This is a genomic window from Sulfurovum sp. XGS-02 (assembly GCF_023213175.1).
Lineage (GTDB): Bacteria > Campylobacterota > Campylobacteria > Campylobacterales > Sulfurovaceae > Sulfurovum.
In genome coordinates this window covers 1,071,884-1,086,231 of record NZ_CP093312.1, presented here as the reverse complement: position 1 = coordinate 1,086,231, position 14,348 = coordinate 1,071,884, and the positions used below count along the sequence as shown (strand labels likewise).

Sequence of the window (14,348 nt, the reverse complement as noted above, 5' to 3'; positions counted from 1 at the left end):
CAAGGAGTATGAATGATAGGTATTAAACGTTTAAAGGGGGAAGGGAGCCCCTCTACTTTGTTTGCAGCATTTTTGTATTTTGATTTTAGTTTTATGGTCTGGACGATACTTGCGCCACTTGCAACAGAGATCACGGATAGTTTGGCCAATTATGGATTTTTGATGACATCATCTGAAACAGCGACACTGCTTTCAGTGCCCATACTTGTGGGATCCTTACTGCGTGTGGTACTTGGATTTTTTGTGGGTAAGATCGGTGCGAAAAAGACGGCTTTGGTGGCACAGGCTGTTGTTATATTGACCTTGTTCTATGTGACATCATTCGGGGAGCATATCTCTTATGAGGAGTTGTTGTTCGTCGGTGTAGGGCTTGGTTTTGCAGGAGCATCCTTTGCCGTGGCTTTACCTCAGGCAGGGCAATGGTATCCACCAAGATTGCAGGGTGTTGTGCTCGGTATCGCGGGTATAGGAAATCTGGGTGTGGTACTTGGTTTCCTTTTTGCCCCGAAGATCGCTGAGATCTGGGGATGGAAATCGGTGTTTTTTGTAGCGGCCGTTCTCTCTTTGCTCGTTTTTATCATCTATGTTCTCATGGCAAAAGATGCACCCAAAGAGGTCTATGTCCCAAGACCAAAGAACCTCTCTGACTATGTAAGACTCTTAAAGGACAGGGATACATGGTGGTTCAACCTCTTTTATGCCGTAAGCTTTGGCGTTTTTGTAGGATTTGCCATGTATATGAAGGTCTATCTTATGGCAATGTATGCTGATGAGATGGCACTGTTTGGTTTAGATGTATTGGGAGAGGGGAACATACATGTGGTCGCGGGTTATTTTGCGGCATTTTGTATTATGGCCGGTGCACTGCTTAGACCTGTAGGCGGAGCTATCGCTGATAAAGTGGGAGGAATCAAGTCACTTTATATTTATTTTTCAAGTGTTACAGCACTTATCTTTATAAATGCATTTATAGGCTTGTCATTTTGGTTTGCAATTGTTGTTATGTTACTGATTATGGCAAATCTTGGTATGGCGAATGGTGCTCTGTTTCAACTGGTGCCACAGAGATTTTCCAAAGATATAGGTATCATGACTGGTCTCATTGGAGCAGCCGGTGCTCTTGGAGGAGTAGGTATTTTAGTGACACTCGGAGCATCTACACTGATGTTTGGGGATTATACGATAGGGTTTATGTTCATCGCCGCAAATGTCATGGTCGCTATGGCAGGACTCAGTTTAGTGAAGACCAGATGGCGAACTACATGGGGTGCCAAATCAGGAGGCATTATCTAAACCTACATGGCCTTCTTCTTTGCATATTTATGTCAGCAGCCAGTTACGCATACTTAGAGTGCCATGCTCGATCTTTTCATAGGTTGATCGACTCTTGTCATCCTCATAAGCACTTCCGGCAATATAGAGCAGTGGAATATAGTGCTCGGTCGTAGGATGAGCATGTTTGGCATAACGCTGTCTCTCTTCAAAGTGTATGAGTGCATCATACTCTTTTTGTATGATGGCATGTTTCACAAAATCATCAAACTCTTTGGCCCAGGGAACTACAGGTGCATCTGCTAGTGCGCGCATATCTCTAAGATTATGTGTCACATTTCCGCTCCCAATGATCATCACACCATGTTCACGAAGTCTTCTGATCGTTCGGCCCAGTTTAAAATGTTCCTGCATGGAGAATGTAGTGTTGATGGACAGCTGCATGACAGGAATGTCTGCATCAGGGAACAGGTGTACCAAAACACTCCATACCCCATGGTCCAGGTCTCTCTCTTCTACATGCAGATCAGGTAACAGTTTTTGGAGATCAGAAACTAAAAAATCAGCGTTTGGTGCAGGGTATGTTATTTGATACAAGGCATCTGGAAACCCATACATATCATACAAAAGGGTATCTCTTTGATGAAGGCTAATTGCAGTGTAGGGTACAGTCCAATGTGCGGAGATCACTAAAACAGCTTTTGGCCTTTGTATTTCTTTTCCCAAATTTCTAAGTGATCTTGTGAAAGCATTGTTCTCTATGGCATTCATAGGGTTACCATGGCCCACAAAAAAAGCGGGAGCTCTTTTTGTTTCCTTTGCAGCAAGTGGCATTGTTACACCTCCTAGTGTTAAAGCGAGCAGCTTTAGAAAACCTTTTCTTGTCATGTGCTTCTCATCTGTTATTTTGTTAAAATACCTTCTATCTCAAGGCTTATTTTAATGGTTTCCCCAACAGCGACACCACCGGTTTCTATCAGTTGATTCCAATTCAGGCCAAAATCCTTTCTGTTGATCTTTCCTGAGAGTGACAGACCTGTTCTACTGTTGCCCCATGGATCTTTGATCACCACACCGCTGGTTTCCAACACCATCTTCACCTCTTTGGTCACGCCATGCATAGTAAGTTTCATGGTAGCGGTATCACCCTCTATCTTCTCAAGGGTTAACTGCATGGACGGATATTTGGCAACATCAAAGAAATCTACACTTTTGAGATGGTCATCCCTTTTGACATTGTCGGTATCGATGGAGCTTACATCCACTTCTCCGTTCAACGCTCTTAAGGTTTTTGAGTGATCATCATACTCAAATGTACCACTGAATTTGTTAAACTGTCCTGTCACATTGGATATCATCATATGTCTCACTTTAAAGGCAACATTTGAATGATCAAGGTCTACATTGTATGTGCCTGCAAAGAGGGTTCCTACACTTATTATAGAAGCTAATGCGATTGTGGTTAATTTCATTTTTTATCCTGTATATTACTAATTAGTAGTATTTAATTAAAAAAAAGTTACTGTGATTTCTGTAACTTTCTTAATAAATTAAATAAAGTTTCCATCTCATCATCATTTAATACTTCAAAATAACTTTCAAAGTTTTTTGCATGATCTGGAAACAACTGTTCGATGATTTCTCTTCCCTTTTGGGTGATTGAAATGATCGAAGACCGTTTATCTTTTTGATCAGGAATTGAAGTAATGAAACCGTCTCGTTTTAGATTTTTTATGACCACAGTGATATTTCCGGGTGTGCCCATAGTGAGTGTAGTGATAGCACCTATACTTAGATCACCTCTGTGATATAAAACTTCCAGAACTTGAAACTGGTTCATCGTTAGATCAAATGTATGAATATAATGTGACTCTTTGGCTCTGATCTTATTGAACGATCTGAAAAGCTGTATCCATGTTGCCATAGCTTTATCTGCATGAGAACCGTAACTTTTAAGTGTCTTTATTTTCATTGACATCTCCTTCATGCACATTATAGTACTAATTAGTAATAATGTCAATACCTTTGAATAAAAAAACTAAAAAAAGATCTTGGTGAAACTCACAGGCTTTGTTCCTATGGGATAGGGATGTCATATATAGTAAAAGATGCCCACGCTCCGCTATATTAATTAAGAGCTTCTAAAATATATCATACTATAATAAATATGTTTATTATATAACGCGACAAGTAGAACAAAAAAGAAAGGGATACAATGGAAGTAACAAATACAGGGGTCAATAAATATGTAGATATGGCAATAGAGTATGGTACTGAATATGGCATAAAGGTGATCGGTGCTATCGCTATTTTTGTCATTGGTAAATGGGTGGCAAATAAACTTTCTGCCTTTATTAAAAAACTGATGGAACGCGGCGAGATCGATACAACACTCAGTGCATTTATAGCAAGTGTCATCGATATACTTCTAATGGTCGTAGTGGTTTTGGCCGCGATCAATAATTTAGGTGTTGACACGACCTCTTTTATAGCGATACTTGGTGCTGCCGGTTTGGCTATAGGTTTGGCACTTCAGGGGACATTTGGGAATATCGGTGCGGGTGTGATCTTGATACTTTTCCGTCCATTTGAAGTAGGGAACTTCGTGAATGTAGCAGGGGAGAGTGGTACAGTGGAAGCTATCACACTGTTCAATACCACACTGTTAACGCCGGACAATAAAGTCATTTTAATTCCGAACAGTGCCGTTGCTTCGGGGAATATTACGAATTTCTCTAAAAAAGAAGAACGCCGTGTCGATTTTGTATTTGGAATAGGGTATGATGATGATCTTAAACTGGCAAAGGCCACCCTCCAGGAGATCATCGATGCGGATGCACGAATATTGAAGGATCGCGCAAGTTTCATAGGTGTGGGTGAACTCGGAGACAGTTCTGTGAACTTTACGGTACGTGTATGGGTCAAAGCTGCAGATTACTGGGGTGTACATTTTGATACCATTGAAAAAGTAAAACTTACGTTTGATGAAAAAGGTATCTCTATCCCTTACCCTCAAATGGATGTTCACACACAAGCGGCAAAAGCTTAGATCATAGCTTAATCATTTAACAATCAAACCTTATAAAGTTATTAGTGTTTATAAGGTTTTAAATAGAGGATATTTTGTACCTCTAATACATCGTTAGACATCACATGTGTATCATAAGCCATCTCAGCTTATTTTGGAGTAAAAAATGACATCGAAAACCGATGATCCAAACATAGATCGTGCACCAAGCCCCCGTCTGTGGTTTGCTCTGGTCTTCATACATCTCTTCATCCCACTGATTCTCCTGGTATGCGGAGGAGATCCCAGCTGGTGGCAGGCCTGGATCTTTGGCGTGCTGTTATTTGTAGCCGGTACAGGCGGTCGCTTCTTGGCAGAAAAGCGGCATCCGGGAATTTTGGTAGAACGGGCTGACTCGGAGAAGACTATGAATGCGAAACCATGGGATAAAGTGCTTTCTCCATTGATGGCGATAAGTCTCACATTCCCCCTTGTAATCGTCGCAGGACTTGATCACCGCTATGGGTGGACACCTCTGTTTTCGACATCGATTCACACTTTTGGTCTCGTACTCGTCGCACTTGGGTACGCATTTGCTACATGGGCGTTAATAGAGAACCGTTTTTTCTCCAGTACGGTTCATATCCAAACGGACCGGGGACATTCGGTCTGCGATAGTGGTCCTTACCGGATCGTACGGCACCCGGGCTATGCCGGGAACCTCCTGGCACTTCCAGGTATCATCATGGCCTTAAACTCAATGTGGACCCTTATTCCTGCATTGGCGGCGTTGGCCATAGCAGTATTGAGAACCGCATTGGAAGACAAAACCCTTCATGAGGAGCTGCAGGGGTATCGGGATTATGCACAGCGCGTACGCTATCGTCTGATACCATGGATCTACTGATGAGACTCGCTTGATGCTCTGAAGTTAAGCGTATGAGCTTATTCATCCTCTTTGGCAAATTTTTCATAAAAGAAAGCTACAATGGCTTCCCTGCATCTGATATACTCAGGATCATGTTGAAGTTCCACTCTGTTTCTCGGACGCTCCAGATTGACTTCAAGTATCTCACCGATGGTTGCTTCAGGCCCATTGGTCATCATGACCACTCTATCACTGAGAAGTACGGCTTCATCTATGTCATGCGTCATAATGATCATTGTCGTCTTAACACTTTGCTGTATATGCATTAAAAGCTCTTGCAGTGTAGTTCTTGTTAAAGAGTCTATCGATGCAAAAGGTTCATCCATCAGTAAAACCTCCGGTTTGATGGAAAGGGCTCTTGCGATATCTGCACGCTGTTTCATACCCCCGGAGATATCACAGGGAAGTTTGTCTTTGGCTGCTTCCAAGTTTACTATGGATACGAACTCTTCTACACGTTCACGCAAGGCAGCTGCATCCAGTTCAGGCATTATTTTTCTAATAGCCATCTCTATGTTCTCATATATGCTCAACCATGGTAGCAAAGAGCCATGCTGAAACACGACTGCTCTGTCCGGTCCCGGTTGGGTGACCGCATCTCCATTGAGCGTAATATCACCTTTGGTCTGTTTTTCAAGTCCCAAGATGATATTCAGCAGCGTTGATTTGCCACACCCTTTGTGTCCGATGATAGAAATGATCTCATTTTTTTTAATTTCCAAATTCACATCAGTCAGTGCAATATATGCTTCTTTTCCAGGACCTGGGAACCTTTTTTCAATATTTTTCAAACTTAGAAATTCACTCATGATGCTCTACCTTTTTTTGTATAATCAAAGAAATCGGCGATCCTTCTCATCATTAGATCTAAAGTAAACCCGATCAAACCAACCAGGATCATACCTATGATGACATGGGCATACTCAAGGTTATCGTATGCATCCCATATCCAAACTCCAATACCGATACCCCCGGTTAACATCTCAGCACCAATGATCACGATCCAGGAAAGTCCCAGTGAGAGTCTCATACCGGAAAAAATGTACGGTACCGCAACGGGGAGTATGATCTGCACTACTTTTTCAAGTGCGGTAAATCTTAAAATTTTGGCCACATTCATATAATCTTCACTGACACTATGTACACCTGAGACTGTCTTGATCATGATCGGCCAGACAGAGGTAAGGAAAATCGTTGAGATCACTGTCATTTTAATATCTTTGAAGATAAAAAATAAGAGGGGCAACCATGCAAATGGTGATATAGGCTTAATGATCTGGATAAAAGGATCAAAGGCATATTGCAGGTTTTTGCTCATACCTATATGTATTCCCAACGGGATCCCTATGATCAGTGAAAGTGCAAATCCTCCAAAAACGCTTTTAAGCGATTCCAATAGATGCCAAAAGATCCCTTTATCCTCTTCATCGTCTATATAAAAAGGTTCAGCGAAAATACCATCAACTTTATCTCCTTCAGCATCTTCTCCACCAAAAGCTGCTACATAGGTATCGGCCGAGGTTGGGAACTCGTCCACCATACTTGCAATGCCGCTCCATATACCTAATATGGCAATCAAAACGAACAGTGGGAATATGATCTGTTTCATACGTTCATATTTCATCTTTCCTCCTTCAATGTGCAGGCTTAAAAAGCTTTTGTTTTTTTGACACAGTTATATCCTCTATGTGGGGCTATACCTATCAGAGATGGAGTTTTTTAAGAGCTGAGATTTTTGTATTTACAGGTACCTGAAGTGAGATAAGGAGAGATTACATCGTATTCAAAAAGGAGGTTTTAATTCACTTCAGGCACTTGTAAATACAAAGCATCATACCTTGTATCTATACCTCTTAAATTACTTTCCAATATTTGTGTTTTAAGTATAACAACAATGGAGTTATTTATGTATAGTCTACTGATTAAATTTTAATCAGAAATGATTGAAATGATGCAGTATACATCATTTTGACAAGAATAGATTGCTTATGAGTGTGGATCTCAAGGCGTTAGATGAATTTGTTATAATAAATGCATGAATACATCCATATACAATATCTCACTTTTAAATCTTTTGTGGGTGATGATCCCCGTTGCTATGGTGATCGTCATCTATATACGTTGGACCCAGGACAAGGTGACACTTTTTTATGCACTGTTCAGGATGTTGATACAATTAATACTGATAGGGTATGTGTTAACATATATTTTTAATGTGGATTCTCCCTATCTTGTACTCCTCATTCTTTCTGTGATGCTTGTTGCGGCGAGCATTATCTCTATGAGGCCTGTTGAAAAACGACAAAATGAATTCTATCTTTACGCTTTTATCTCTATATCTATCGGTAGTGTTTTTACATTGATCATGGTAGTATTGGGTGTACTTCGTCTTGAATCCTGGTACGAACCCAGATATATCATCCCTCTTGCAGGTATGATCTTCGCCAATGCGATGAATGCTGTCAGTATTGCTGCTGAAAGATTGGAAAGCGAGATCAACAGGGGAAATGTTTACAGCAGTGCCCGTGTCATATCATATAGGGCAGCGCTTATTCCCAGGATCAATATGCTTTTTGCCGTGGGTCTTGTATCTTTGCCTGGAATGATGACAGGGCAGATCCTTTCAGGGATCGACCCCTTGATAGCCGTACGGTATCAGATCATGGTCATGCTGATGATCTTAGGTTCTGCAGGTATATCTGTAGCGATCTATTTGATGCTTTTGAAAAAAAGATATATGTAATATGTAGCATTAATACTCATACTCCTCCAGGAGATAACAGAGGCAATCTTGCATAATGATCTTTTTATCTAGGGTGATCATCGCTGGCATCAGGGGCTTTTTAAGAGAGATCGCACCGTTTTTATTGGATATCAACTCATCTGTTAGGTCCCTACCATCTTCTGCTGTAACGATAAGGGGTCTGGCCAGGGTGGTATGGGCAAAGACCTCTGAGACTTTAAGTTGCGTGAAGTTATGACGATCAAAGTTTGCTACCAGTGTAAGGTCAAAATGTTCTTCCTCATCCTCAAATCCGAAGTTTACACCTTGGGCTATCTTCAGTACCGCACTGTTCTGTACCAGTTGCAGGTCATGGGAAGGAAGAGGCTTATCGGGGAAATGGTCCATATGCATCAGATCATCGATCAGGGCCACGGCTTTCTCTATGCCAAGCGGGTTACCGGGAGTAGAACACTCGAGTGTAATGGCAGGACAGATCTCATCAAAGGCCATGGTTGAAACCCCTTTAGGCGTATGAAACACCATGGCAAGATGGTGAAAGAAACTGCTTAGGTATTTATTCTTCTCATTGACTACAGAGATACAGCCATACGGTGGATTTTTCCCTGTGTTATTGTGCAGGTCAATGGCCGCGAAGAGTTCATCTTCTGTGATCTTCTGCATCACTTGTGCAATTAGTTTTACTGTAGGTGCATTGGGTTGAGTTGTTCCAGGCCATGCACGGTTAAAGTCCAGTTCATTATCCAGTCTTCGAAGTCCCTGTGATGCCGCTTCTACATTACCCACAAAAAGCCAGATAGATCTTGGAAGTGCATATCCCCGGGCATTCTTGTACTTTTTGAGTATCTCCTGCATTATTAGTAAGCCGCTGTACTCATTTCCATGAAGCATAATGGATATAAAGAGTGCAGGGCCTTTATGACCTTCGAGATGTACAAGTGTAGGTCTGTCGAAGACTTTTTTAATATCCCGATAGGAAATATCTAAAAATGCATCAGGAAGATCATTGACAATGTTTAAACGGTTCATCTAGAGACTCCACATATGTACGGGGATGTTCTGTTCAGCATTTTTCATATAATCCTCCATCAGTTTTGGAATGCTGTTGTATTTTTTATAATGTTCAAGCTGCCAGGCAGCACCATTTTGTCCACTTACAGTTCTCTCTTTGACGGTATTGAGATAGCTGTCTGTGTGATCTATGCCCAAAGCGTCAAGACCCATTTTGGTCATTGCAATTCCCTCATTCAAGATCCACTCCTTCAAAGAGACTCTTTGAGCATCTACAGGTTCATGAAATTCTGTTTCTAATCCTCTTTTTGCTACAGAGTAGAAATCATCTTTGAGTGTTTCAAAAGGTAGTTTTTGAAGGTCGATCTTTGACTCTATCAGGCCATGGATGAGACCGATGAAAAACCATAGATTGACTTCTGTATCTATCAGTGTCGGTCCGGATGGAAGTACGCGAAGTTCAAGTCTGAGTGTATGTTTTCCATCTTTGTCCATCCCTAAAATAGGACGAATCCACCTCCAGATCGTACCATTGTGAAGATTGAAGTGATGCAGATCACTTTCAGGCTGCTTCCGTACATCTGCAAAAATGATTTTAAACATCTTGTTCTGTTCAAAAAGGTCCAGCCAGGAGTCTATGTATCCATGGGCAAAATGCACTCTTCTCTCTTCCCCGTGCTCTCTTCGCTGTTTGTCTCTTGTATCAACGGATTGTTCAAAGATAGTGATACGGGATTCATGCCAGGCTCTTTTCCCCAGAACCAAAGGAGAATTTGCTCCGAACCCGACCAGTATCACAGAGGCAAGCAGTGCTGCATGATAATATTCGACGGCTTGATCAAAAGGAACCTGGAGGTGGATCTGCAGAGATGTTCCCAGTGCCTCAAACATGACATCATCTTTTTGTAAAGAGACTTCATCCTCACCATGAAACATCACTTTGACACTTTCATGTCTTAACTCTTTGATACGCTGGGATACCAGGGTATATCGATGCATATCAGACTGGTACAACTCCTTGTTGAAATGCTCAAGTCTCAGACTGGGAAGTACCCCAAAAAGTCCGATTTTTGCATCAAACTTATTCGCACTATTTTGGGTCTTTTCCCAAAGTAATCGGAGATCATCATGTAGTGCATGAGGTGCCCTGGCATCAAGCGCAAAAACATGTCCGTTGATCTCCAAATCGTATTTAGCAAGTTCATTAGTGAAAAGAGGGGAGTCTATTTCTTCAAGTATTTTTTTATTGATCGGATTGGGTTGATTGTCACGGGTAAGTATACACACTTCAAGCTCATACCCTATGTGGTAATCATTTGAAAAAACTTTGCAACCTTTTTCAAAGAGTCTTTTCACATATTCAAATTCAGCATCTAATGCTTTTTGAAAGGCTATAAAGTCTTTTTCTGTAAACTCTCTGTGACTTATCTCACTGCCCATTGTCTACCTTATTTTAGATTATCTTATATAAGTATAACAGAAAAACTCAATAGCATACAGCAGCTCTTTTTGCCTCATATAAATATGGAGCAGGGGAGATAAAAAATAGTTTCTTCTCATATGATCCTATTTTTTACTACAAATAAAATCAAAATATTACTACTATTTTCAAAGTAGATGTTTCTACTAAAATCAACCCTAATCGATAAGAGCACTTCATATATTTATTAATATGTATGTGTTTTCTTTTGTAGTAACTTTTTTAAATAGTTTGGTCTTAAATATATATTCTTATCTTGTTATTGTTCAATATAGACCTAAAATAGACTTATATGTATTAATATAAAAGTTACTACATTGACTTGACACATGTAGTAACTTTTGTGTACAATATATAAATTATGGTTCAGATATTTTCAGTTTGTAAATATCTCTGAGAAAAAAGTTTAATAGAGATCGGAGGGAAAGATGCCAATCAGAACTATCACTGACAAGCACTATAAAGGTGTCAGTGAACTCTACCGTAAGTCTGATGGTAAGGTCACAGGTTACTACGTGACCTACAGAGATGCTGATGGCAAACCGATCAAGAAAAGAGTAGATGCCCAGACAAGAGATGAGGCATTACTTAAACTGATGGAAATTAAACATCAAGTTGACTTAGACAAAAAAGGAACGAATATGGGTGCAACTCTTCCTCAACCAGATAAAAAAATATTGTCCGAAGAAAATAAAAAGAAGCAATTTTCTGTTACATCTTTGAGAGGTACAATGCAGGATCACCAAAAAAAGATCTCTATGTACAATGATATTGCTATCGTATCACTGATCGATATCGTTGCATTTGATGATATCAATATCCTCTATGGCTATGAAACTGGTACACATATTGTCAGCGAAATGAAAACGATGATAGAAGATACGCTGCAAGAGATGGAGACGAAAGGGGTATTTAGAAAACAGGGTGTCGAACTATTTTCCTATGAACTCTATCATGTCTATGCAGATAAACTCTGTTTATTCATAAAACATGATCTAAACCATCGTTTGCTTGAATTTGTGGTTAAACAGCTGTCCGAAAACATTGCAAAGCATAAGTTCATTATTTCTGATGAGAGCCATATTCATCTCAATACGACATTTGGTGCGACAAAGGCAGACAGTTCTGTCAGTTTACTCTATGCGGAAAAAGCATTGCAGGAAGCAAAAAAATCACGCAAGGGCTATATCTTTTATGACAGTTATTCGATCCAAAAGAACGGACATATTGTCAATAAAGTCTATGAGACACTGATTCATAATATCAAACAAGAAACCGTTACACCATATTTTCAAGGGATATTTGATGCCGGAGATAACAGTGTTCCCTGTAAATATGAAAGTCTTATGAGACTGATGGACAGTGATGGGCATATATTATCACCGGCAGCATTCATGGAAAAATCAAAAGAGTACCGTTTATATACACAGTTGATGTCTCAAATGATAGAAAAAGTGTTTCATGTAATGGATGAACATGATGTTGCTATGACCTTGAACCTCTCTTATCTGGATATCAATAACTCTGAACTCTGTCATACCTTGATGCATCAAATCAAAAAGATGAAAATTGGGGGTCGTTTAACAGTTGAAATCGTAGAGAGTGAACAGATCGAAGATCTCGAACAGGTCAATGAATTTATCTTTGCACTTAAAAAACAAGGGGTACTTATCGCTATAGATGATTTTGGTAGTGGATTTTCAAATTTTGACAATATCGTGAATCTTGATATCGATTATGTCAAACTAGATGGTTCACTCGTATCGAAAATAGATGATGAAAAATACAGGGTCATCCTGGAGAATATGGTGAAGATCTGCCATGATCTCGGGATCAAAACCATTGCTGAATATATTAGTGATGAATCAATTATGAGACTGGCAAAAAGTATCGGTGTAGATTATCTGCAAGGCTATCATTTGCATAAACCTGAGCATTGGGAGAGTGTGACTGCAACATTCGGCTCGAAAGGAGAGAACATTGCATAATGACAAACTGGTACAAATAACGGAAAAAACAAAGCTCCGGCTCCTAAAGCATGAGGTTATCCTTCCTTCTACGTATCTTGAGATCTTTATGGAAGAGATGAAAAAAGCAGATGATCAACAGCAAGAAAAAAGTACGCACAGTGTTGTAGCAGGTGACGATGAGATCATGAACACTATGCAGTCACTGAAAAAAATGGAACATCATTTGTTTGAGACGGAAAGAGATTATGTGAAGGAGATGAACGTATTGAGATCTGCGATGGATACCTTACGTACACAACTCTTTTCAGATGACATTTCGAAGAGCAAAAATCGATTATGGATATTTAAAGAGAAGCTCAATAACAATGAAGCCTTCAATGATCATGGATTTTTGGTAAGTATCAAGATATCCGATTATGACAGGATCATCAGTGAGTATGATACGAATATAGGCAATAGACTCTTAAAACAGGTAAGTGACTATATGATCGGTTATCTAAATCAGAAACATTGTCATTATGAGATCGTTCGTTATTCGGCAGACAACTTTCTCATCTTTATGCATGAGTTGAATGAAGATGAAGTAGAGAAATATATCAGCAATATGCAAAATGAGATGTCAAACTACGACTTCAAACACCATAGCAGGGTATTTAGCCTGACATTCAATACCGCAGTCATGCAGTATATGGAAAATGAATCATTTTCATCAGTACTGGGTCAGTTGGATGAGAAGCTATTTGAAAACAGTTTGTAATCCTAATGTGATGTTTACCTGATATTTTCATGCAATCTATATAACTAAGAATTACGTCTGATACTCTTCAATCCTTATTGTTCATTATGTACCCTTTCGTTTTTAGTGATTAATTATTACACAATAATGTGTATATATTATATTAAAAATATTAATACAATAATATATATTTAATATATAGTATAAAGGAAAAAAGAATGGCACTCTCAAAAAAAACAATAGAAATATGCAAAGGTACCGCACCTTTATTGGTAGAGTACGGTGAAGCTATTGCCACAAGGATGTATGAAAATCTCTTTACCAACTATCCCCAGACACGAGCACTTTTCAGTGAAGCACCTGAAGAGCAGAACAAAAAGCTTGCCGGGGTCATTATTGCTTACTCGGCCAATATCGATAAACTGCATGTGCTGAGCAGTACGGTAGACAGTATGGCAAAAAGACATGTAAAAATAAATGTGAAGCCAGAACATTACCCAATGGTAGGTGAATCCCTGTTACAGGCGATCAAAGATGTACTTGGCCCTGTAGCTAGTGATGATATCATCGAAGCCTGGAAAGAGGCGTACTTCTTCCTGGGAAATATACTTATCTCGAGAGAAAATGATCTTTATACAATGGCATAGTGCATGAATCGTTTGATCCGTGACGATCAATTGGAAAAAATGATTTTGAATGCTGAGAATCAGTAACAGAGTGCTATTTCATTATTTTGTGATACTCTTGAATGAATTCTCGTGCATTATCACCTCTTAAAAATTCTGCAAGACCTAGGAGCCCATCCACAAGATATCGTGTGTTGTAACCCTTGAGCTTTAAGAATGTACGCGCCATAATGGCTCTGTCTTTATGGGGACATGCCGTAACGATCAGTTTGGATTTGTCAAGTTCATTTAAACGCTTTGGAAGTTCATTGAGAGGAATGTTTATGGAAGCCGGCATATGCCACGCCTCATACTCTTCTTTAAATCGTATATCTACGAGTTGTGCAGTGTCTTCTTCAAGCATGACGCTAAGCTCTACACTGTTGATCTTCATCTCTTTCCGCTCTTCATAGGTAAAGGTACTTAAGTAGTCGTCGTAATGAAGTGCCTGTGTCTCTGCAAAGAGGGTGGTATAACCCACTAGCAGTAATAAAAATGTCTTTTTCATCTTTGACTCCTTTATCAGTCTTTGAGCT

The 14,348-nt window shown here is 39.8% G+C and carries 15 protein-coding genes; 7 read left to right on the top strand and 8 right to left on the bottom strand.

Annotated elements, in window-relative coordinates:
• Positions 1 to 12 precede the first annotated feature (12 nt).
• Positions 13 to 1,293 (top strand): nitrate/nitrite transporter, encoded by a 1,281-nt coding sequence (locus tag MN086_RS05470; protein WP_248577053.1) that lies wholly within the window; start codon positions 13 to 15, stop codon positions 1,291 to 1,293.
• A 27-nt stretch (positions 1,294 to 1,320) separates the two neighbouring features.
• On the opposite strand, the gene ygiD is transcribed toward MN086_RS05470, so the two are convergent.
• From ygiD to MN086_RS05455, 3 genes are all read right to left on the bottom strand, one after another.
• On the bottom strand, positions 1,321 to 2,106 hold the full coding sequence (ygiD, locus tag MN086_RS05465; protein WP_248577052.1) for a 4,5-DOPA dioxygenase extradiol: 786 nt from the start codon (positions 2,104 to 2,106) through the stop codon (positions 1,321 to 1,323).
• 68 nt (positions 2,107 to 2,174) lie between these two features.
• Positions 2,175 to 2,744: a YceI family protein gene (locus MN086_RS05460; RefSeq protein ID WP_248577051.1), complete on the bottom strand. Its 570-nt coding sequence runs from the start codon at positions 2,742 to 2,744 to the stop codon at positions 2,175 to 2,177.
• Between the two features lie 47 nt (positions 2,745 to 2,791).
• Positions 2,792 to 3,244 carry a MarR family winged helix-turn-helix transcriptional regulator gene (locus MN086_RS05455; protein ID WP_248577050.1) on the bottom strand — a complete coding sequence of 151 codons (453 nt, stop codon included), beginning with the start codon at positions 3,242 to 3,244 and terminating at the stop codon, positions 2,792 to 2,794.
• A 243-nt stretch (positions 3,245 to 3,487) separates the two neighbouring features.
• Here MN086_RS05455 and MN086_RS05450 point away from each other — a divergent pair, with 243 nt between their 5' ends.
• A complete protein-coding gene (locus MN086_RS05450) occupies positions 3,488 to 4,321 on the top strand; it encodes a mechanosensitive ion channel family protein (RefSeq protein ID WP_248577049.1) in 834 nt (277 codons plus the stop codon).
• Positions 4,322 to 4,466: 145 nt separating this feature from the next.
• The gene (locus MN086_RS05445) at positions 4,467 to 5,186 is read left to right on the top strand and encodes an isoprenylcysteine carboxylmethyltransferase family protein (protein WP_248577048.1); all 720 of its coding nucleotides are present in this window, start codon (positions 4,467 to 4,469) and stop codon (positions 5,184 to 5,186) included.
• 38 nt (positions 5,187 to 5,224) lie between these two features.
• Here MN086_RS05445 and MN086_RS05440 read toward each other — a convergent pair whose 3' ends face one another.
• Both MN086_RS05440 and MN086_RS05435 read right to left on the bottom strand, forming a co-directional pair.
• Entirely contained in the window at positions 5,225 to 6,016 is a 792-nt protein-coding gene (locus tag MN086_RS05440) for an ABC transporter ATP-binding protein (RefSeq protein WP_248577047.1), read from the bottom strand.
• Positions 6,013 to 6,831 (bottom strand): ABC transporter permease, encoded by an 819-nt coding sequence (locus tag MN086_RS05435; protein ID WP_248577046.1) that lies wholly within the window; start codon positions 6,829 to 6,831, stop codon positions 6,013 to 6,015. The genes MN086_RS05440 and MN086_RS05435 overlap by 4 nt, the downstream gene beginning before the upstream one ends.
• A gap of 411 nt (positions 6,832 to 7,242) precedes the next feature.
• Between MN086_RS05435 and MN086_RS05430 the strand changes: the two genes are divergently transcribed.
• Positions 7,243 to 7,950, top strand: coding sequence for an ABC transporter permease (locus tag MN086_RS05430; RefSeq protein WP_248577045.1), 708 nt, complete (start codon positions 7,243 to 7,245; stop codon positions 7,948 to 7,950).
• 9 nt (positions 7,951 to 7,959) lie between these two features.
• Here MN086_RS05430 and MN086_RS05425 read toward each other — a convergent pair whose 3' ends face one another.
• Together MN086_RS05425 and MN086_RS05420 are read right to left on the bottom strand one after the other, a co-directional pair.
• Positions 7,960 to 8,979: a M14 family metallopeptidase gene (locus MN086_RS05425; RefSeq protein ID WP_248577044.1), complete on the bottom strand. Its 1,020-nt coding sequence runs from the start codon at positions 8,977 to 8,979 to the stop codon at positions 7,960 to 7,962.
• A complete protein-coding gene (locus MN086_RS05420) occupies positions 8,980 to 10,401 on the bottom strand; it encodes a hypothetical protein (RefSeq protein WP_248577043.1) in 1,422 nt (473 codons plus the stop codon).
• Between the two features lie 468 nt (positions 10,402 to 10,869).
• Here MN086_RS05420 and MN086_RS05415 point away from each other — a divergent pair, with 468 nt between their 5' ends.
• From MN086_RS05415 to MN086_RS05405, 3 genes are all read left to right on the top strand, one after another.
• Positions 10,870 to 12,429, top strand: a complete 1,560-nt coding sequence (locus tag MN086_RS05415; RefSeq protein WP_248577042.1) for an EAL domain-containing protein — start codon at positions 10,870 to 10,872, stop codon at positions 12,427 to 12,429.
• Complete coding sequence (locus MN086_RS05410) at positions 12,422 to 13,168, top strand: diguanylate cyclase domain-containing protein (protein ID WP_248577041.1); 747 nt, start codon at positions 12,422 to 12,424, stop codon at positions 13,166 to 13,168. The genes MN086_RS05415 and MN086_RS05410 overlap by 8 nt, the downstream gene beginning before the upstream one ends.
• A 197-nt stretch (positions 13,169 to 13,365) precedes the next feature.
• Positions 13,366 to 13,794, top strand: a complete 429-nt coding sequence (locus tag MN086_RS05405) for a globin domain-containing protein (protein WP_248577040.1) — start codon at positions 13,366 to 13,368, stop codon at positions 13,792 to 13,794.
• Between the two features lie 73 nt (positions 13,795 to 13,867).
• Here MN086_RS05405 and MN086_RS05400 read toward each other — a convergent pair whose 3' ends face one another.
• The gene (locus tag MN086_RS05400; RefSeq protein ID WP_248577039.1) at positions 13,868 to 14,320 is read right to left on the bottom strand and encodes a rhodanese-like domain-containing protein; all 453 of its coding nucleotides are present in this window, start codon (positions 14,318 to 14,320) and stop codon (positions 13,868 to 13,870) included.
• Positions 14,321 to 14,348 lie beyond the last annotated feature (28 nt).